The sequence below is a fragment of the Cyanobium sp. ATX 6E8 genome, from assembly GCF_024346335.1.
Lineage (GTDB): Bacteria > Cyanobacteriota > Cyanobacteriia > PCC-6307 > Cyanobiaceae > Cyanobium_A.
On sequence record NZ_JAGQCT010000021.1, the window covers coordinates 1 to 18,496 of the forward strand.

The window sequence follows — 18,496 nt, forward strand, 5'->3', positions numbered from 1 at the left end:
CGGATGCGGCCTCGTTTGCGGTGATGGAGCCGCAAGCCGATGGCTTCCGCAACTGGCAGAAGAGCCCGATGAGCGTGGCCGCCGAGCACCTACTGGTGGACCGCGCCCAACTGCTGGGCCTGAGCGCCCCGGAGATGACCGTGCTGGTGGGAGGCCTGCGGGTACTGGGTGCCAACACCGGCGGCAGCCGCCATGGCGTGTTCAGCGAACGGCCGGGGGTGCTGAGCAACGACTTCTTCGTGAACCTGCTCGACATGGCGACCACCTGGACGCCGGTGGATGAGACCGGCGAGCTGTTTGAGGGGCGCGACCGCCAGAGCGGGGCGCTGCGCTGGAGCGGCACCCGGGTGGATCTGGTGTTCGGCTCCAACTCGCAACTGCGTGCCATCGCTGAGGTGTATGCCCAGAGCGATGGCGCCGGCCGCCTGGTGTGCGACTTCGTGGCCGCCTGGGTGAAGGTGATGGAGGCCGATCGCTTCGACCTCCAGGGCCGAACCCAAGCAGAGCGCAGGGAGAAGCCAGACATCAATCCGCGAAACCGAGAATTACTTTAACGCCTTTATGCGGCTATAGTCATTCTATTGCCGTGGATCCCAATGGCTGTCGCCTCTGCGCCCATCTCCCTGGCCGCCGCCGCCGGGGGCAGCGCGCTGCTGTTCCGCCAGCTGTTTGATGTCGACACCGGCACCTTCACCTACCTGCTGGTCGATGTGCCCAGCGGCGAGGCGGTGCTGATCGATTCGGTGTTCGAGCAACACCACCGCGACCTCTCCCTGATCCGCGAACTGGGCATCACCCTGGTGGCGTCGATCGACACCCACGCCCATGCCGACCACGTCACCGGCAGCTGGCTGATGCACCAGGCCACAGGCTGCGCCATCGGCCTGGCCGCGGCCGTCCGTGCCGAAAACGTCACGCTGCCGCTGGCCCATGGCGATCGCATCCGCTTCGGCGGACGGCACCTGGAGGTGCGCAGCACCCCCGGCCACACCGATGGCTGCCTCAGCTTCGTGCTGGACAACCACGCCATGGCCTTCAGCGGCGATGCCCTGCTGGTGCGCGGCTGCGGCCGCTGCGACTTCCAGCAGGGCAACGCCCACACCCTGTGGCGCTCCATCACCGAGCAGATCCTGTCGCTGCCGGAGGCCTGCCTGCTCTATCCCGCCCACGACTACACCGGCCGCAGCGTCACCTCCGTCGCGGAAGAAAAGGCGTTCAACGCACGCCTCGGCGGCGCCGCCACCGAGCGGGATTTCGTGGGCCACATGGAGAACATGAAACTGCCCCACCCCCACAAGATCGCCGAGGCCCTGCCCGGCAACATGCGTTCTGGTAAGCCGCGCGACCAAGCCGCCCCCGAAACCTGGGCACCCCTGCAGCGCAGCTATGCCGGTCTGCCGGAACTCAGCCCAGACTGGCTGGCCGATCACAGCAGCAGCGTGACCGTGGTGGACGTGCGCTCAGGCGAGGAGTTCAACGGCCCCGACGGCCGCATCCCGGGCAGCGTGCTGTTGCCGCTGCCCGACCTGGACAACCGCAAGCACGAGCTGCCCGCGGATCGCCCCGTGGTGCTGGTGTGCCATTCCGGCAGCCGCTCAGCCCTCGCCACCCAGCAGCTGCTCAAGGCCGGCCGCCAGCAGGTGGCCAACCTCCGCGGTGGCATCAGCCGCTGGGAGGCCGACGGCTATCCGATCGAACGCCTGACCAGCAACTGAATCGTCTCCCTCTGCTCCGTTCCCTCCTCCGCCTTGCAAACCATGAGCCCCAGCATCAGCGCCCACGATCTGGCCGAACAGCTCCACTCCCAGCGCGTTGCCGTGATCGATGTGCGTGAGCCGATGGAATACGCCAGCGGCCACATCGCCGGCAGCCTCAACGTGCCCCTCGCACGCCTGCACCTGGCCAACCTGCCCCAGGGCCCGCTGGTGCTGGTGTGCCAGAGCGGCCAGCGCAGCAGCAAAGGTGTGCAAAACCTCCTGCAGCAGGGCTATTCCCACCCCGTCAACGACCTGGCGGGCGGCCTGCCCAGTTGGCAGCAGGCAGGCCTGCCGGTGCGCGCACTCAAGAATGCCCCCCTGCCATTGATGCGTCAGGTGCAGATCGCCGCCGGCTCGCTCGTGCTGCTGGGCCTGATCCTCAGCAACACCGTGGCCCCCGCCTGGATCCTGCTCAGCTGGTTTGTCGGGGCGGGACTGGTGTTTGCCGGCGTGAGTGGCTTCTGCGGCATGGCGCGCCTGCTGGCGGTGATGCCCTGGAACAAAGTGGACCTGTAATGGATCCCTCCAGCCTCGCCCTGTTGGCAAGCGGTGGTGTTCTGATTGGCTTTCTGCTCTCGGTGCTCGGTGCCGGTGGCTCGATCCTGCTGCTGCCCTTGCTGGTGAGCGGCGCGGCCCTGCCCACCCGGGAGGCCGTTCCCCTCTCGCTGCTGGTGGTGATGCTGCTGGCCCTGGCCAACCTGGGGCCTTACTTGCGCCGCGGCCAGTTCGCCCCCCGTCCAGCCCTGATCCTCGGCCTGCCGGCCCTGGCGGGCAGCTGGGTCGGCGGCAGCTGGGTGAAAGCCGGCCTCATTCCCGAGCCAGTGCAGCTGGCCATTTTCGCCCTCGCCGCCCTGGTGGCCGCCTGGCTGCTCAGCCGCCGCACCCTTGTGGCCAACGCCGATGGCATCCGGCGCACCCAGCCAGTGGCCCTGGCCATTCAAGGGGTGCTGGTGGGGCTGCTCACCGGCATCGCCGGCGTGGGCGGTGGCTTTGCCATCGTGCCGGCCCTGGTGTTGCTGGCGGGCCTGCCGATGGCCCTGGCCAGCGGCACCAGCCTGCTGCTGATCGCCGTGAATGCCCTGGTGGCGTTGGCGGCCCTGGGCCACTGGCCCACCGCCAGCCTGCCGCTGATGGCTCCCCTGTTGGTGGGCGGCGCCGTTGGGGCCGTGGTGGGCCAGCGGCTAGCTCCCCAGCTCAGCGACCGCCTCCTGCGCCAGGGCTTCGCGCTGATGCTGCTCGGCACGGCTGCCCTCACCGGCGCCGAGGCCTGGCGGCGCCATCACCTGCCCACCGAAGCCGCCATCACCTGGCCCTCCTCCCCCCATCAGCCGTAGCACCCCATTCGCCATTCTGTTTTCCTGAATTCCCCACGCCCTCCAGCCATGAGCGACCACTTCGATCTGATCGTGCTTGGCGCCGGCTCCGGTGGCCTGGCCGCCGCCAAGCGGGCCGCCAGCTACGGCGCCCGGGTAGCGATCGTGGAGGGCGATCGGGTGGGCGGCACCTGCGTGATCCGCGGCTGCGTGCCCAAGAAGCTGCTGGTGTACGGCTCGTCCTACCGGCACCTGCTGGCCGATGCCACCAGCTACGGCTGGGAGGTGGGCGACGTGCGCCTCGACGCGTCCCGTTTGCTCGCCAACGTGCGCACCGAGGTGGATCGGCTCAACACCCTGCACATCGGTTTTCTGGAGAAAGCCGGCGTGGAGCTGGTGCGGGGCTGGGGCCGGTTCAGCAGCGCCACCAGCGTGGTGGTAACGGGCGCCGACGGGAGCGAGCGAGCGCTCCAGGGCCAGCAGATCCTGATCGCCGTGGGCGGCCGGCCCCAGCGCCCCGAGATCCCCGGCGCCGAGCTGGGCTGGCTCAGCGACGACATGTTTGAGCTGGAGAGCCTGCCCGACACCATGGTGGTGGTGGGTGCTGGCTTCATTGCCTGCGAATTCGCCGGCATCCTCAATGGCCTGGGCGTGCAGGTGATCCAGCTGGTACGCGGCGATCACCTGTTGCGCGGCTTCGACCGCGAGGCCAGCGAAGCGGTGCGCGCCGGCATGGAAGCAGACGGCATCGAAATCCGCTTCGCCCATTCGCCGGCGGCGATCACCGGCCAGTGCGCCCCCGGCGAGCTCAGCGTTACCACCCAGAGCGGCGAATCGATCGCCTGCGGCGGCGTGCTGCTGGCCACCGGCCGCAAGCCCTTCCTCAAGGGCCTCAACCTCGAGGCCGCCGGGGTGGCCGTGGAGGGCAGCCGCATCCCGGTGAATGCCGATCAACGCACCAACGTGCCGAGCATCTATGCAGTGGGCGATGTGACCGACCGCATCAACCTGACCCCGGTGGCCGTCGATGAGGGCCGCGCCTTCGCCGACACGGAGTTTGGCCACAAGCCCCGCCAGGTGGACCACAGCCTGGTGGCCTGCGCGGTGTTTTCCCAGCCGGAGCTCGCCAGCGTGGGGCTTACCGAGGAGCAGGCGATCGCCCGCTGCGGAGCCGATGGGATCAAGCTGCACCGGGCCCGCTTCAGGCCGATGAGCCAGGCCCTGCCGGCGCGGGATCCCAAGGTGCTGCTCAAGCTGATCGTGGACACCGCCACCAACAAGGTGCTCGGCTGCCACATGGTGGGTGAGCACGCCGCCGAGATCATCCAGATGGCGGCGATCGCCATCGGCATGGGCGCCACCAAGGCCGACTTCGACCGCACCATGGCCCTGCACCCCTCGGTGGCCGAGGAGTTCGTGACGATGCCGAATTGAACAGCCTGCCGAATTGAACAGCCTGCCGAATTGAACAGCCTGCCCAACTAGTTGCCAAACCAGATGCCGGATCAAGCAGCCAACCGGCGCTTGCACAGCTCGTCTGCAACCCTCACCCCAGCAAATCCTTGCGGAGTTTGCGGATCCGATCCAGCAGCTCCGCTCGCCGTTGTTGCTTGAAGGCGTTGTGGGCCAGGCTGTTCAGCAGAGTCACCAGCCCCACCAGCTCCAGCAGCCCGCCCACCAGGGGGATCTCGTTGATGGCCCCAAGGGTGGCGCCGGTGAGCTTCAGGGCAATGCCAGCCAGCACCGCCAGAGCAAGGATCTGCAGAGCCGGCACCAGATCGGCCAGCGACTGAAGCGGGGTGGCACCAAGCTTCTGCAGCAACTGGTTGAGAAACTGCAACGGCAGACCCAGCACCGCGCTGGCTCCCGACTCGGCGTTGGTGGGGTCGGATGGGACAGGCTCAGTTGTGGCCAGCGGCGCCGCCGTGGCCACTGGAATGTCCAGCGTCGGGGGCTCCGTGGCCGGTTCAGGCTCGAGGCTGATCTCTGGGTTGATCGGCAGAGCCTCTGGGTTGATCGCCTGAACCTCTGCGTCTGCCAAGGCACCAACCAGCACAGGCCAGAGTTGTTATAAAGCGGGCTTCAGCCGGCGGCCAGCCCCTTCTCGTCGAAGACGCCTTCAAACAGCACCGAACTGAGATAGCGCTCGCCGGAATCGGGCAGCACCACAACGATCGTCTTGCCGGCGTAGGCATCCTCCCGGGCCAGACGCAGGGCAGCGGTGGTAGCCGCGCCGCAGGAGATGCCGGCCAGGATGCCCTCCTCCTTCATCAACCGGCGGGCCATGGCCACCGCCTCCTCGTCGGTCACCGTCTCCACCCGGTCCACCAGATCGAGCTCGAGGTTGGCGGGCACAAACCCGGCACCGATGCCCTGAATCTTGTGGGGACCGGGCTTGAGCTCCTGGCCTGCCTTCGCCTGGGAAATCACCGGACTGTTGGTGGGCTCCACCGCCACCGACACCAACGGCTTGCCCAGGGTGCCCTTGATGTAGCGACTCACGCCGGTGATCGTGCCGCCGGTGCCGACGCCCGCCACCAGCACATCCACCTTCCCTTCGGTATCGGTCCAGATCTCTGGGCCGGTGGTGTCGTGGTGAATCTGGGGATTGGCCGGATTGGAAAACTGCTGCAGCAGCACGTAGCGGTCGGGATCGGATGCCGCCATCTCCTTGGCGGTGCCGATGGCACCGGGCATGCCCATGCGTCCCTCGGTGAGCACCAAGTGGGCGCCGTAGGCGGTGAGCAGCTTGCGGCGCTCCAGGCTCATGGTTTCCGGCATGGTGAGGGTGAGAGGAATGCCCTTAGCCGCCGCCACGAAGGCCAGGGCGATGCCCGTGTTGCCGCTGGTGGGCTCCACCAACTCCTTGCCAGGGCCCAGCAGTCCCTCCTGTTCCGCCCGCCAGATCATGGCGGCACCAATGCGGCACTTCACCGAGAAGGCGGGGTTGCGGCCCTCGATCTTGGCCAGCACCCGGGCCTGACAACCCTCAGTCACCCGATTGAGCTGCACCAAGGGGGTTTTGCCGATGGTGAGGCTGTTGTCGGCGTAGATGCTGGTCATCCGATCAGGGCGGCCGTTCTTTGCCCGCAGCCTAGGAATGCCGGCGTCCCAGACACCCCCAACCCAAGTGGATTGTGAAGAGCCAGCGGCAACACGGCCCCAAAGGCACCAACCCGCCGGCTGTGATTCCTAAGGTTCCCGCCACCTCTTGCATGGTTCGGCGATGGCAACCACGTCGGCGCCCCCTCGGCGCACGGCCCTGCTGAATCACATCAGCACCAACAACATCAAGGGAGATCTCTTCGGAGGCGTCACCGCCGCGGTGATCGCCCTGCCCATGGCCCTCGCCTTCGGGGTGGCCTCCGGCGCCGGTGCCGCCTCAGGCCTGTGGGGCGCTGTGTTGGTGGGCCTGTTTGCTGCTTTGTTTGGCGGCACGCCATCACTGATCTCCGAGCCCACCGGGCCGATGACCGTGGTGATGACCGCCGTGATCGCCAGCTTCACCGCCCGCGATCCCGAGAACGGTCTGGCCATCGCTTTCACCGTGGTGATGCTGGCGGGTGTATTCCAGATCGCCTTCGGCCTGCTGAAGCTGGGCCGCTACATCACCCAGATGCCTTACACGGTGATCTCGGGCTTCATGAGCGGCATCGGCATCATCCTGATCATCCTGCAGCTGGGCCCCTTCCTCGGTCATGCCATCCCCAAAGGCGGTGTGATCGGCACCCTCAATGCCCTGCCGCAGCTCATTCAGACCGCCCGTTTGCCTGAAGTGGTGCTGGCGCTGATCACCCTGGCCATCCTCTGGTTCACCCCAGCGGCGCTCAAGAAAATCGCCCCGCCCCAGCTGATTGCACTGGTGGCCGGCACGCTGCTTTCGCTCACCCTGCTGCAGGGCGACATCGCCTCCGGCGGTGAAGGTGTTCGCCGAATCGGCGCAATCGCCTCGGGTTTCCCCCAGCTGCGCATGCCCTACATGGAGCTGGGCCTGGCCAGCAAGATGCTGATTGATGCCGCCGTGCTGGGCATGCTCGGCTGCATCGACGCCCTGCTCACCGCCGTGATCGCCGACAGCGTCACCCGCACCGAGCACAACTCCAACAAAGAACTCATCGGCCAGGGCCTCGGCAACCTCGCCTCCGGACTGTTTGGTGGCCTTCCCGGTGCCGGCGCCACCATGGGCACCGTGGTGAACATCCAGGCCGGCGGCCGCAGCGCCCTCTCGGGCATCAGCCGGGCCTTGATTCTGATGGTGGTGATCCTTGCTTTCACGGGCGTTGCCGCCCAGATCCCCCAGGCGGTGCTCGCCGGCATCGCCCTCAAGGTGGGTGTCGACATCGTCGACTGGGGCTTCCTCAAGCGCGCCCACCGGATCTCGATGAAGGGGGCGTTGATCATGTATTTGGTGATCGCCCTCACCGTGCTGGTGGATCTGATCGCCGCCGTTGGCATCGGCGTGTTCATCGCCAACATCCTCACCATCGACAAGATGAACGCCCTGCAGAGCAAGAGCGTTAAGTCGATCAGCACCGGCGACGGCGAACTCGATATCTCCGACGATGAAAAGGCCCTGCTGGATCAAGGCAAGGGTCAGGTGCTGTTGTTCCAGCTCAACGGCGCCATGCTCTTCGGCGTAGCCAAGGCCATCGCGCGGGAGCACAACGCCATCACCAGCTGCCAAACGGTGATCTTCGATCTGGGTGAGGTGTCACACCTGGGGGTGACCGCCGCCCTGGCCCTGGAAAATGCGGTGGAAGAAGCGGTGGAGAAAGGCCGTTCGGTCTACGTCGTGGGGGCCTGCGACGTGACCCGCCGCCGCCTCGAGAAGCTCAAGATGTTTGAACTGCTGCCCGCCGACCACACGGAGATCAGCCGCCGCGAAGCCCTGGAGCGCGCCGTTTCCGCTCTGAACTAACCCAGGCCGTAGGGCTCGGTATCGGCGGGTTCGCGGATGCCGAGCTGCTCACGCCACGCGCTGACGGGGCGATCCCAGCCCTCCTCCCAGCGGGCGGCCACTAGGCACTGGGCCTGATGCCCGATCGCCATGCCATGGGCCACCGCCTGGCTCAGTTCTTCAAAGCGCCCCATCTGGAAGCGGAAGCTGGCCAGCTGCCCGGCGGTGGTAAGCAACACGTAGGCGGGAAAGCCGATCTGGGCGGTGGTGATCGCCAGCACACCGCTCTCGCCAGCGGGCATGGTGCCAAAGCCACTCACCACGTGATGGATGTCGTGGGTGGTGGCGACCCGCTGGGTGAGCCACTGGGCCTCGGTGGTGGTGGGCCGGGGCCGGAAGAATTCCGGGTCGTAGTTGAGCTGGCGGATCAACTCGGCATAGCTGCGGCCCAGGCTGCCCTCGGGCAGCTGGATCAACCTGTCGATGTCCGGCTGGAGCGGGGGGTAGCGCTGATCGAGCATCGCTGCGCCCCCTGGCACGGCCCGGAAGCGGCGAACCGAATCCAGCATCTGGGGACTGTCGATCATGTTGTCGACCAGATCCGCCACCGAGCTCAGATCACCGCCGCTGCGACCGATCGCCCCCAGCAATTTGAGATTGTTGGCCGCCCGCAGCAGCTCCCCAAACCGTGACATCCAGCCAGACCCAACTCCATCCAGGATGACGTGCCCCTAAGGGCCTGATAGCTTTTGGCCATGAGCAGTCCGCCATAGACGCCGAGCATCACCTCGCCGCGGAAACTCTGCCGCCGGCCCAGCTGAGGCGTCAGGCCTGACACATCACTCCGTCACTTTGACTGGGCCGGGATCGGTGTATTCAGTAGTGCGTCCACAGCTGCGGTGCATACACCAATACCGACAGAGACCAGTGACAAACGATCACCAGTGACAAACGATCATTTATGAATGGATTCTTCCCGCCCCTAACGTCCCTGCCGAAGGAAATGCTGGCCGGCGTTGTAGTGGCCCTTGGCGTGGTGCCCGAGGCGATCGCCTTCTCCCTGGTGGCGGGGGTGGACCCAAAGATGGGCCTGTTCGCCTCGGTGGCGATCTGCTGCGTGGTGGCCTTCGCCGGCGGACGCCCCGCCATGATCTCAGCCGCCACGGCCGGCGTGGCCCTGCTGATGGGTCCCCTGGTGGCGGCCCACGGGGTGGCCTATCTGCTGGCGGCCACCCTGCTGGCGGGCCTGTTCCAGATCCTCTGGGGCTACATGCGCCTCGGCTACCAGATGCGGTTTGTGCCCCGGGCCGTGACCCTGGGCTTTGTCAACGCCATCGGCCTGCTGATCTTCCGAGCCCAGCTGCCCCAGATGGGACTGGGGGCCGATGGCGGCGAGACGGTGGCGAGCCTGGGGGGAGCGGCGGTAGCCTGGCCCAGCGTGTGGCTGCTGGTAGGCCTCGGATTGGCAATCATCTACGGCCTGCCGCGGCTCACCATGGCCGTGCCCTCGACCCTGGTGGCGATCGTGGTGATCACGCTGCTGGCCGAGGGATTGAACCTGCCGGTGCCACGAGTGGGAGATCTGGGCGAGCTGCCCAGCACGTTTCCCGGCTTCGGGCTACCGGCGGTGCCCTTCAACCTCGACACCCTGGCGATCATCCTGCCGGTGAGCCTGGCGATCTCCTTTGTGGGGCTGTTGCAGGCCTTTCTCACCGCCACCGTGATCGACGACCTCACCGATTCGGACAGCGACAAAAATGTTGAGGCCCGCGGCCAGGGGTTGGCGAACATCGCGTCGGGGCTGATCGGCGGCATGGCCGGAGCTGGCATGATCGGCCAATCGGTGATCAACGTGGAAGCCGGCGGGCGCTACCGCCTCTCCACCTTCACCGCCGGTGCCGGCTTGCTGATTCTGGTGCTGGGGCTGCGGGAGCAGCTGGCCCGCATGCCGATGGCAGCCCTGGTGGCCGTGATGATCATGGTGTCGATCAGCACGTTCAATTGGGAGTCGTTTCGGACCATCCGCAGGGTCCCCAAGAGCGACACCGCTGTGATGGTGGTGACCATGGTGATCGCCCTGATCACCAGCAACCTGGCAATCGCGGTCCTGGTGGGCGTTTCCCTGGCGGGAATCCTGTTCAGCCGCAAGGTGGCCAAGGTGGTCACCGTGCACTCCAGCTGGCTCGAGCCTGAGCACCGCCTCTACAGCGTGCGTGGCCAACTCTTTTTCGTCAGCACGGTCTACTTTCTGGACGGATTTGATCTGAGGAGCCATCCCCAGCGGATCACGATTGACATGGGCAATGCCCACATCTGGGATCAAACCGGGGTGCGCGCCCTTGACCAGGTGATCCGCAATTTGCGCCAGGGCGGCTCCAAGGTGGAGGTGTTGAACCTCAATGTCGAGAGCCTGGACCTGTTTGGGCGCATCAGCGATGCCCCAGACCTGATAGAGGGAGCCCGCTGCGAGCTGGCCCGATGAGAGCCCTGAACCACTGGCGCGGGGATCTCAGCGGTGGCCTCACCGCCGCGGTGGTGGCCCTGCCCTTGGCCCTCGCCTTCGGCGTGGCCTCCGGAGCCGGACCGATGGCCGGGCTCACCGGCGCCATCGTGCTCGGCCTCCTGGCAGCCCTGTTTGGCGGCACCCCCACCCAGGTGTCTGGTCCCACCGGTCCGATGACCGTGATCATGACCGCCGTGATCACCCTGCTGGTGGGGCGCTACGGCCAGTCCAGCGGCCTGGCAATGGCCTTCACCGTGGCCCTGATGGCGGGCGGGTTCCAGGTGGTGTTCGGCCTGATGAAGCTGGGCCAGTACATCACGATGATGCCCTACACCGTGATCTCGGGCTTCATGTCGGGGATCGGAGCCATCATTGTGGTGCTGCAGCTGCCGCCCCTACTGGGGGTGAGCCTGGCTGGGCCGATCCCCACGATCCTGGCCAGGTTGCCCTGGGCGGTGGCCCATCTCAATCCCACGGCGCTGGCGGTGGGCTTGGCCAGTTTTGCGTTGGTGGTGCTCTACCCCAAGCGCTGGAACTTCCTGCTGCCGGCCCCCCTGGTGGCGCTGGCAGTGGTGAGCGGGGCCTCGGTGCTGTGGCTGCCAAGCGGCGCCCTGCCGAGGCTGGGGGCCATGCCCACCGGCCTGCCCCAGCTCCAATGGCCCCAGGTGGGCTGGGGGGATCTGCGCACCCTGGCGGGCTTCGCTCTCACCCTGGCGGTGCTGGGCTCGATCGACTCGCTGCTCACCTCCCTGGTAGCCGACAACATCACCCGCAGCCAGCACGATTCCGACCAGGAATTGATCGGCCAGGGCATCGGCAATATGGCCAGCGCCTTGCTGGGTGGCCTGCCGGGTGCCGGTGCCACGATGCGCACCGTCACCAACGTGCAGGCAGGCGGGCGCACGCGGTTGTCGGGCATGGTGCATGCCCTGGTGCTGCTGCTGATCACCCTCGGGGCGGGTTCGTGGGCCAGCCCGATTCCCCATGCGGTGCTGGCCGGCATCCTGCTGAAGGTGGGGCTGGAAATTATCGACTGGTCATTCATCGTGCGGGCGCCGCTGCTGTCGCTGCGGACCACCGGGCTGATGTGGCTGGTGCTGCTGCTCACCGTGTTCTGGGACCTGATCACCGCCGTGGTGGTGGGGGTGTTTCTGGCCAACATCCTCACGATCAAACGCCAGAGCGAACTGCAGCAACAGGCCATGCGGGCGCGCAGCGGCGGTGACGGCGACCATCACGACCTCAATCTCGAGGAGCAGGAGCTGCTACGGCAGGCCGGCGACCTGCTGCTGCTGCTGCAACTCAGCGGCCCGTTGAGCTTTGGGGCCAGCAAATACCTCACCCAACTGCTCAGCTCCAGCGCCAGCTTTCACACCCTGGTGCTCGATCTCAGCGAAGTGCCGCTCCTAGGGGTGACCGCCGCCTTGGCGATTGAAACCATCTGCTTCGACTGCCGCGACCAGCAGCGGCAGGTGTTCATCGTGACCGCAACAGATCAACCGCGGGAACGCCTGCATCGGCTCAAGGTTCCAGCAATCTCTGGTGTGACACTCACCAAGAGTCGGCTGGAGGCCCTGGCTGCCGCAATCAGCCCAAAGGTGGCCTGATCAGGCGGACTCCCACTCGACTTTCACCACATCCAGCGGTCCGCGCCCACTGTGGTTGAGCTCGGTGGCCGCCCTCAGGGCTGCCTCATGGGTATGGAAGAGAAACGCGTCGCTGGTGCTGCCCACATCCACCAGACGCTGATCCTCTCCGGCAATGGCCACAAAGGAGCCATCGTTGAGCCGCCTCAGGGCGTAGCGCTCGGCCTGGGTGCAATCCATCGGGTGGGAGGGATCAATCTCAGGAGCCCAGAAGTGCATCACCACCAATCAGCCACTTCAAGGCTAGCCAGCCCCACCAGGCCGCACGACCCCCGGCAGGATCAGTTCCAGCAGGGCACCACCCTCGGGTCGATTGCTGGCCTGGATGCGACCGCCGTGGGTGACGGCAATCTGCTGCACGATCGAGAGCCCCAGGCCACTGCCGATGCGTTGGGTGCGGGCCCGGGCGGGATCCCCCCGGTAAAAGCGCTCAAACAGATGGGCCAGGTCGTCCTCACTGAGGCCCGGGCCCTGGTCGGCCACACTCAACTGGCACCAGTCGCCACGGCTGCCGAGGCTCACCCGCAACTCGCCGCCATCCGGGCTGTAGCGCAGAGCGTTGTCGAGCAGGTTGAGCAGGGCCCGGTGCAGGCGGGAGCTGTCGCCGCGTAGCTGCAGGGCAGGAGGTGCATCCAAGGCCAGGTGGATCTGACGCGGATCGGCAAGGGGACGCAGGTTGGACCACACCTGCTCCACCAGCTGGGGCAGATCCACCACGCTCAGCCGCTGACCGGTGCCCGGCAGCGTGTTCTCGAGGCGGGAGAGCTCGAGCAGATCCCCCACCAACTCCTGCAACCGCAGCAATTCCCGCTGCAAGCGCTCCACCAGCCGGGCGTTCTGGCTGTTGACCTGGGCGGCGAGGCTGTCGCCCACCAGCAGCAAGGCCGTGAGGGGCGTTTTCAGTTCGTGGGCTACATCGCTTACCCAGCGCTCCTGCTGCTCCAGCTGGGCATCGAGGGAGCGGCGACTCTGCAGTTGCACGCCCAGCCAGCCGTCGCGGCCTGGCACCACCATCACATCGAGGTCTTGGCCGTCGGAGTGCCACTCCAAGCGCTGGGGGCGATCCTGACGGCGGGCGATCCGGATGCTGCTGGCCAGGCCGGGATCGGCACAGATCTCGGCAAAGGGCTGACCGACCAGCAGCCGGCCCGAATCAAGCTGGAGAATCCGCTCCGCCCGGGGGTTGATGTGGCCCACGGTGCCGTTGCGTTCGAGCAGGATCCAGCCGATGGTCGACGAATCCATCCAGCTGAGCAGCTGCCGGGCCGGGGGCAGGGGGCGACGCCAGCCTCCACGCCGACGCCAGAAACCCATCAAGCGGTTGAAGGCGCTAACCAAAGCGATAACCAAACCCCCGCACGGTGATCAGATGCACCGGGGCTGACGGATTCTCTTCCAGCTTTTCGCGCAACCAGCGGATGTGCACATCCACGGTTTTGCTGTCGCCGAAGTAGTCGATGCCCCAGAGCTGCTCCAGCAGCTGATCGCGGCTCCACACCCGCCGGGGGTTCTGCATGAACAGCTCCAGCAGGCGGTATTCCTTCGGCGAGAGGTTCACCTCCAGACCATCCCGGGTCACCCGGCATTCTTCCGGATAGAGGCTGAGATTGGCGTGCTCCAGCACCCGGGCCCGGGAGGTTTGGCTGGAGGAGCGGCGCAGCAGGGCTCGGCAGCGGGCCACCAACTCCCGCATGCCAAACGGCTTGACCAAGTAGTCGTCGGCACCCACCTCGAGGCCCAGCACTCGATCAGTTTCGGTGTCGCGGGCGCTCACCACCAGGATCGGGGTCTGGTTGCTCTGCTGGCGCAGCTGGCGGCACACATCCAAACCACCCAGGCCAGGCAGCATCAGGTCGAGCACCACCAGGGCAAACCCCTGCCCCTCCGGTGCCCGCTGCAGCAACTGCAGGGCATCGCGACCGTTGCCGCAGGCCTGCACCGCAAACCCCTCCAATTCGAGGGCTTCGCGGATCGTTTCGCGGATCGTTTCGTCGTCTTCGACGACCAACAAGGACGGCTGCATGGCGCCATTCTCACCGGCGAGCTTGAAACCCCAGAAGGTTGTTTCAACAGAAGAGGTTTCAACCACAGCGATACCCCTGCCCGCGCACGGTGGTGATCAGGGCTGGTTGGGCTGGATCGGCCTCCAACTTGAGGCGCAGCCAGCGAATGTGCACATCCACCGTTTTGGGATCGAGCTCCACGGCCTCGAGCTCACCCCACACACGGGTCAGGAGTTCATCGCGGCTCCAGATCCGGCGCGGATGTTCCAGAAAAAACTGCAGCAGGCGAAATTCCCGGGGCGAAAGGGTCACGTCCTGGCCATCCCGGCTGACCCGGTGCGCCTCCACCCGCATGGTCACCGCGCCACAACGCAGCTCAGGGGTGGCCTCCAGCCCGAGCTGGTGACGGCGCACCAGCGCCCGGCAGCGGGCCAAGCATTCCGCCAGGCCAAAAGGTTCTGGCAGAACGTCGTCGGCGCCCACCTCCAAGCCCCAGATCCGATCGGCTTCGCTGCTGCCCGGGCAGAGCATCAGCACCGGGATCGACATCTCGGCCGCCCGCACCCGGGCGCACAATGCTGCGGCCTGCGCGCCGAGGCTGCCATCGAGCACCAGCAGCTCCCAATCCGAGGGGGTGGCAAGCTGCTCGGCAGCGTCGTCTACATCTCTGCAAAGGCTCACCTCGCACCCCGCCTCGGCAAGGTCGTGGCGGAGCCGGTGGGCTGCCGCAGGATCAGAATGCACCAACAGCAGCCGAATCGACGGCTGACTCATCGATGCGAATGGCGCTGCTGGGGGAGATGGCTCACCACGAGACGCCGTTGGCTATCGATCTGCAGCCAACCCTCGTCGCGCAGCGCCCCCAGGATGCGGGTCACGGTGACCCGGGTGGTGCTCAACGCGCTGGCCAGATCCTGGTGGGTGAGCTTGATCTGCAGGCACAGGCCCTGGTCACAGGGCTGGCCGTAGTCGTTGGCCAGCAACTCAAGCAAGCCCCGCACCCGCTCTTCGATGCGCCGCAGGCCCAGCAGCTCCAGCAGGGCTTCACTCTGGCGGTAGCGGGCCGCCATGCCCTGAAGCAAACCCATCGCCAGGTGGGGAGAGCGCTGGATCTCCTCGCAGCTGAGGCAGAGCAGGTCGCTGTCCACCAGGGTGGTGGCCGCATAGGCCTCCACGTTGGTGAGCGGATCGCCGAAGGGTTCGTTCGGGCCGGCCAAGCCCAGCAGCAGCTCATCGCCGTGGATCGAGATGGCGGAGAGCTTCACCATGCCCCGCACCACCACCCACACGTTGCGCTTCAGCAGGGGCACCTGGCTGCCAGGCGCCAGATGCACCAGGCTGCGCTTCGCGTAGCTGGTCTCCAGCAGCTCGCGAAAACTGTCGCTGCGACCCGGTTGAAGGGAGGGTGTGAACACCATCGCGGAGCAGTCCGTTGGTTTGGCAGAACGCTATGGAGGGCTCAGCGCCGAGAGGCAAAGACCGGGTAGTGCGGGGTTTAAGGGTCGGTTAGGGCCCTGGGCTGCTCTCCAGGGAGCCGCGCAGGATCCAGAGGTTGGCGCCCTGGCGCCGGTATCGCGCTTGCTTGACAGGGGGCGCGGAACGGAAACAAGCGCCGGTTGTGGTTTGCAATCGCCACCAGGGAGAGCATCACCGGCACCTCCACCAGCACCCCCACCACGGTGGCCAGGGCGGCTCCGGATTTAAGGCCAAACAGGCTGATGGCCACCGCCACCGCCAGCTCAAAAAAGTTGGAAGCGCCGATCATGGCTCCAGGGGCAGCGATCGACTGGGGCTGACGCCAGCGCCGCATCCACTGGGCGCTGATCCAGAAGATCAGGTAGGTCTGCAGGATCAGGGGGATAGCAATCAGGACGATCGCCAGCGGATTGGCGAGAATGGCCCGGGCCTGCACCATGAACAGCACCAAAACGGTGAGGATCAGGCTCAGGATTGCCAGGGGCTTGAGGCGGTGCTCCAAGCGCTCAATCCGCCCTGGGGAGCGCAACACCAAGCGGGTCAACCAACCCACCACCAAGGGCACCACCACAAACAGGCCCACAGCGGTCACCAGGGTGTCCCAAGGCACGATCACCTGGCTTACCCCCAGCAGCAGGGCTGCAATGGGTGCAAAGGCAAACACCATGATCAGGTCATTGATGGCCACCTGAGCCAGGGTGTAATTGGGATCGCCACCGCAAAGTCGGCTCCAAACAAACACCATGGCCGTGCAGGGGGCCACCCCCAGCAGAATCATGCCGGCGATGTATTGATCGCCCAGGGCGGCAGGGATCCAGGCCGCAAACAAGCCACGGATGAACAGCCAAGCGATGGCCGTCATCGTGATGGGTTTGATCAGCCAGTTCACCACCACGGTGACCACCAGCCCCTTGGGCTGACGGCGCAAATCGACGAGCGCATGGAAATCAACCGCCAGCATCATGGGATAGATCATTCCCCAGATCAGCAGGCCAATCGGCAGGTTGATGCGGGCAAATTCCAGACCTGCCACAGCCTCCGCTGCCTGCGGGAAGACGGCGCCGAGGGTGACACCAGCCGCGATGGCCAGGGCTACCCACAGGCTCAAAAAGCGCTCAAAGATCCCCATGGCGCCTCAGCAGCAGGGGCTGGCGGGGGCGGTGCAACCAGCCGCCAGATCGGCCAACCAGCCCCGCAGGCCCTCGAGGGCTTCGGGCTGCAGTTGGTAGTACACCCAACGGCCCTCCTGGCGATCCACGAGCAGCCCCGCCTCCTTGAGCACCTTGAGGTGAAACGACAGCTTCGACTGGGCCAACCCCAGCTCGCTGGTGAGCTCGCAGACGCAGCGCTCACCGCCGGCCAGGGCCTCGATCACCTGCAGCCGCAGCGGATCGGCGAGGGCCTTGAGCCGCTGGCGGGCTTGATCGGCCTGGAGGGGCGCTGGGGCAACGGGGACGGTGGCAACGGGGACAGTGGCAACGGGCACGGACGAGAGCCTGCTGAACCCATCAAAGCTAATTGGTGCGAACAGCCAGCACCTGGGCAGAGGACCCAGCCATAGACAACACCTGCTTACACAAATCCACGTCGTCGCCCCATACTAAAGGCTGCAAATAACATGAGGCCATTCTCGGCCCATGCGAAAGGCTGCGCGACCCATGCTCGAAGCACGCTCCAACCGCGCCGGCGCCTACCGCAGCCAGCCATCGGGCTATCGCGCCTTCCATCCGGCTCCCCTGCCGCCGGATCCGCCCGTGCGGCTGAGCGGTGAATTGCAGGCGCTGCTCTCCCAGGCTGATCGGGCCCTGGGGCGACTGGATGGATCGGTGGAAACGCTGCCGAACCCTGACCTGTTTGTCTTCATGTACGTGCGCAAGGAGGCAGTGCTCTCCAGTCAGATCGAAGGCACCCAGAGCTCCTTGCAGGATTTGCTGGCAGCGGAGGCCAAGGTATTCGGAGCCGGCGGCCTCCCCCGCGATGTGGATGAGGTTGTGAACTACGTGCGGGCGATGAACCATGGCCTGCAACGCCTCGCCACCTTGCCCGTGTCGATGCGGTTGATCGGCGAGATCCATGCCGTGCTGCTGCAGGGAGTTCGCGGCAGCCGGCTCACCCCAGGCAAGCTGCGACGCAGCCAAAACTGGATCGGCCCTGGTGGCTGCACCCTGGCCACTGCCAGCTTTGTGCCGCCACCCCCGGAGGAGCTACACGAAGCCCTGGGGGCCTTGGAACAGTTTCTCCACGCCCAAGACGATCTACCGGCTCTGATCCGCATCGGACTGGCCCACGCCCAGTTCGAAACGATCCATCCGTTTCTCGATGGCAACGGCCGTGTGGGGAGACTGCTGATCACCTTCCTGCTCACCGAGAAAGGAATCCTGCAGAAGCCTGTGCTCTATCTCTCGCATTACTTCAAGCAGCACCGCCAGGGCTATTACGACCACCTGCAGGCCGTGCGCGAAGACGGCAACTGGGAGAACTGGCTGGCGTTCTTTCTGCGAGGCGTGGCCGAGGTGAGCCAGGAGGCCAGCGGCACAGCCCGGCGGATCCTGGCGCTGCGGGAACAGCATCGGGCCTTGATCACCGATCACCTCGGGCGTGCTGCCGCCAACGGCCACCGGGTGCTGGAGAGCCTGTTTGACCGACCGATCGTGAGCGTCAACGCGATCGAAGCCCTGATCCACACCACCTACCCGGCGGCCAATGGCCTGGTGGCGCGGCTGGAGGCGCTCGACATCCTTCGCGAGATCACTGGCCAGAAGCGGAACAGGCGCTTCTGCTATCAGCCCTATGTGGAGCTATTTGGCGAAACACCACCGGAGTAGCCCTGGCCCGCCCTTCCCCACCCGCCTTAACCACGCCATAAAACCCATCAACTCTGCTTGATGGGAGAGTGGGTCG

The 18,496-nt window shown here is 66.2% G+C and carries 19 protein-coding genes; 9 read left to right on the forward strand and 10 right to left on the reverse strand.

The features are described from left to right. From KBY70_RS13010 to gorA, 5 genes are all read left to right on the forward strand, one after another. Positions 1-554 (forward strand): peroxidase family protein (locus KBY70_RS13010; RefSeq protein ID WP_315859753.1); only part of this gene is annotated, 554 nt, incomplete at its 5' end. A 42-nt stretch (positions 555-596) separates the two neighbouring features. Next, positions 597-1,715, forward strand: coding sequence for a rhodanese-like domain-containing protein (locus tag KBY70_RS13015; RefSeq protein ID WP_254988786.1), 1,119 nt, complete (start codon positions 597-599; stop codon positions 1,713-1,715). A 42-nt stretch (positions 1,716-1,757) separates the two neighbouring features. Beyond that, a complete protein-coding gene (locus KBY70_RS13020) occupies positions 1,758-2,273 on the forward strand; it encodes a rhodanese-like domain-containing protein (RefSeq protein WP_094559946.1) in 516 nt (171 codons plus the stop codon). Further along, positions 2,273-3,091 (forward strand): sulfite exporter TauE/SafE family protein, encoded by an 819-nt coding sequence (locus KBY70_RS13025; RefSeq protein WP_094559947.1) that lies wholly within the window; start codon positions 2,273-2,275, stop codon positions 3,089-3,091. The genes KBY70_RS13020 and KBY70_RS13025 overlap by 1 nt, the downstream gene beginning before the upstream one ends. A 48-nt stretch (positions 3,092-3,139) precedes the next feature. After that, positions 3,140-4,504 (forward strand): glutathione-disulfide reductase, encoded by a 1,365-nt coding sequence (gorA, locus tag KBY70_RS13030; RefSeq protein ID WP_254988787.1) that lies wholly within the window; start codon positions 3,140-3,142, stop codon positions 4,502-4,504. 112 nt (positions 4,505-4,616) lie between these two features. Here the strand turns inward: gorA and KBY70_RS13035 are convergent, their stop codons facing one another. Beyond that, positions 4,617-5,111: a CAAD domain-containing protein gene (locus KBY70_RS13035; RefSeq protein ID WP_254988788.1), complete on the reverse strand. Its 495-nt coding sequence runs from the start codon at positions 5,109-5,111 to the stop codon at positions 4,617-4,619. Positions 5,112-5,152: 41 nt separating this feature from the next. Then, positions 5,153-6,133: a cysteine synthase A gene (gene cysK, locus KBY70_RS13040; protein ID WP_094559950.1), complete on the reverse strand. Its 981-nt coding sequence runs from the start codon at positions 6,131-6,133 to the stop codon at positions 5,153-5,155. 163 nt (positions 6,134-6,296) lie between these two features. Here cysK and KBY70_RS13045 point away from each other — a divergent pair, with 163 nt between their 5' ends. After that, on the forward strand, positions 6,297-7,988 hold the full coding sequence (locus KBY70_RS13045) for a SulP family inorganic anion transporter (RefSeq protein WP_254988789.1): 1,692 nt from the start codon (positions 6,297-6,299) through the stop codon (positions 7,986-7,988). Here KBY70_RS13045 and KBY70_RS13050 read toward each other — a convergent pair. Continuing rightward, positions 7,985-8,662, reverse strand: coding sequence for a Coq4 family protein (locus KBY70_RS13050; RefSeq protein ID WP_198953850.1), 678 nt, complete (start codon positions 8,660-8,662; stop codon positions 7,985-7,987). The two genes, KBY70_RS13045 and KBY70_RS13050, sit on opposite strands and share 4 nt — an antisense overlap. Positions 8,663-8,970: 308 nt before the next feature. Between KBY70_RS13050 and KBY70_RS13055 the strand changes: the two genes are divergently transcribed. Together KBY70_RS13055 and KBY70_RS13060 are read left to right on the forward strand one after the other, a co-directional pair. Continuing rightward, positions 8,971-10,449 (forward strand): SulP family inorganic anion transporter, encoded by a 1,479-nt coding sequence (locus KBY70_RS13055; protein WP_254988790.1) that lies wholly within the window; start codon positions 8,971-8,973, stop codon positions 10,447-10,449. Then, a complete protein-coding gene (locus tag KBY70_RS13060) occupies positions 10,446-12,077 on the forward strand; it encodes a SulP family inorganic anion transporter (protein WP_254988791.1) in 1,632 nt (543 codons plus the stop codon). The genes KBY70_RS13055 and KBY70_RS13060 overlap by 4 nt, the downstream gene beginning before the upstream one ends. Here KBY70_RS13060 and KBY70_RS13065 read toward each other — a convergent pair whose 3' ends face one another. From KBY70_RS13065 to KBY70_RS13095, 7 genes are all read right to left on the reverse strand, one after another. Further along, positions 12,078-12,296 (reverse strand): hypothetical protein, encoded by a 219-nt coding sequence (locus KBY70_RS13065; protein WP_254988792.1) that lies wholly within the window; start codon positions 12,294-12,296, stop codon positions 12,078-12,080. Positions 12,297-12,359: 63 nt separating this feature from the next. Next, positions 12,360-13,361 (reverse strand): sensor histidine kinase, encoded by a 1,002-nt coding sequence (locus KBY70_RS13070; protein WP_254988793.1) that lies wholly within the window; start codon positions 13,359-13,361, stop codon positions 12,360-12,362. Positions 13,362-13,446: 85 nt separating this feature from the next. Continuing rightward, positions 13,447-14,139 (reverse strand): response regulator transcription factor, encoded by a 693-nt coding sequence (locus KBY70_RS13075; RefSeq protein ID WP_094559987.1) that lies wholly within the window; start codon positions 14,137-14,139, stop codon positions 13,447-13,449. Between the two features lie 58 nt (positions 14,140-14,197). After that, the gene (locus KBY70_RS13080) at positions 14,198-14,893 is read right to left on the reverse strand and encodes a winged helix-turn-helix domain-containing protein (RefSeq protein ID WP_094559956.1); all 696 of its coding nucleotides are present in this window, start codon (positions 14,891-14,893) and stop codon (positions 14,198-14,200) included. Beyond that, the gene (locus KBY70_RS13085; protein WP_254988794.1) at positions 14,890-15,537 is read right to left on the reverse strand and encodes a Crp/Fnr family transcriptional regulator; all 648 of its coding nucleotides are present in this window, start codon (positions 15,535-15,537) and stop codon (positions 14,890-14,892) included. The genes KBY70_RS13080 and KBY70_RS13085 overlap by 4 nt, the downstream gene beginning before the upstream one ends. A 77-nt stretch (positions 15,538-15,614) precedes the next feature. Next, positions 15,615-16,724 carry an ACR3 family arsenite efflux transporter gene (gene arsB / locus KBY70_RS13090; protein ID WP_315859755.1) on the reverse strand — a complete coding sequence of 370 codons (1,110 nt, stop codon included), beginning with the start codon at positions 16,722-16,724 and terminating at the stop codon, positions 15,615-15,617. Positions 16,725-16,730: 6 nt separating this feature from the next. After that, a complete protein-coding gene (locus tag KBY70_RS13095) occupies positions 16,731-17,081 on the reverse strand; it encodes an ArsR/SmtB family transcription factor (RefSeq protein WP_094559959.1) in 351 nt (116 codons plus the stop codon). A gap of 172 nt (positions 17,082-17,253) precedes the next feature. On the opposite strand from KBY70_RS13095, the gene KBY70_RS13100 reads away from it, so the two are divergent. Continuing rightward, positions 17,254-18,420 (forward strand): Fic family protein, encoded by a 1,167-nt coding sequence (locus KBY70_RS13100; protein WP_254988795.1) that lies wholly within the window; start codon positions 17,254-17,256, stop codon positions 18,418-18,420. Positions 18,421-18,496 lie beyond the last annotated feature (76 nt).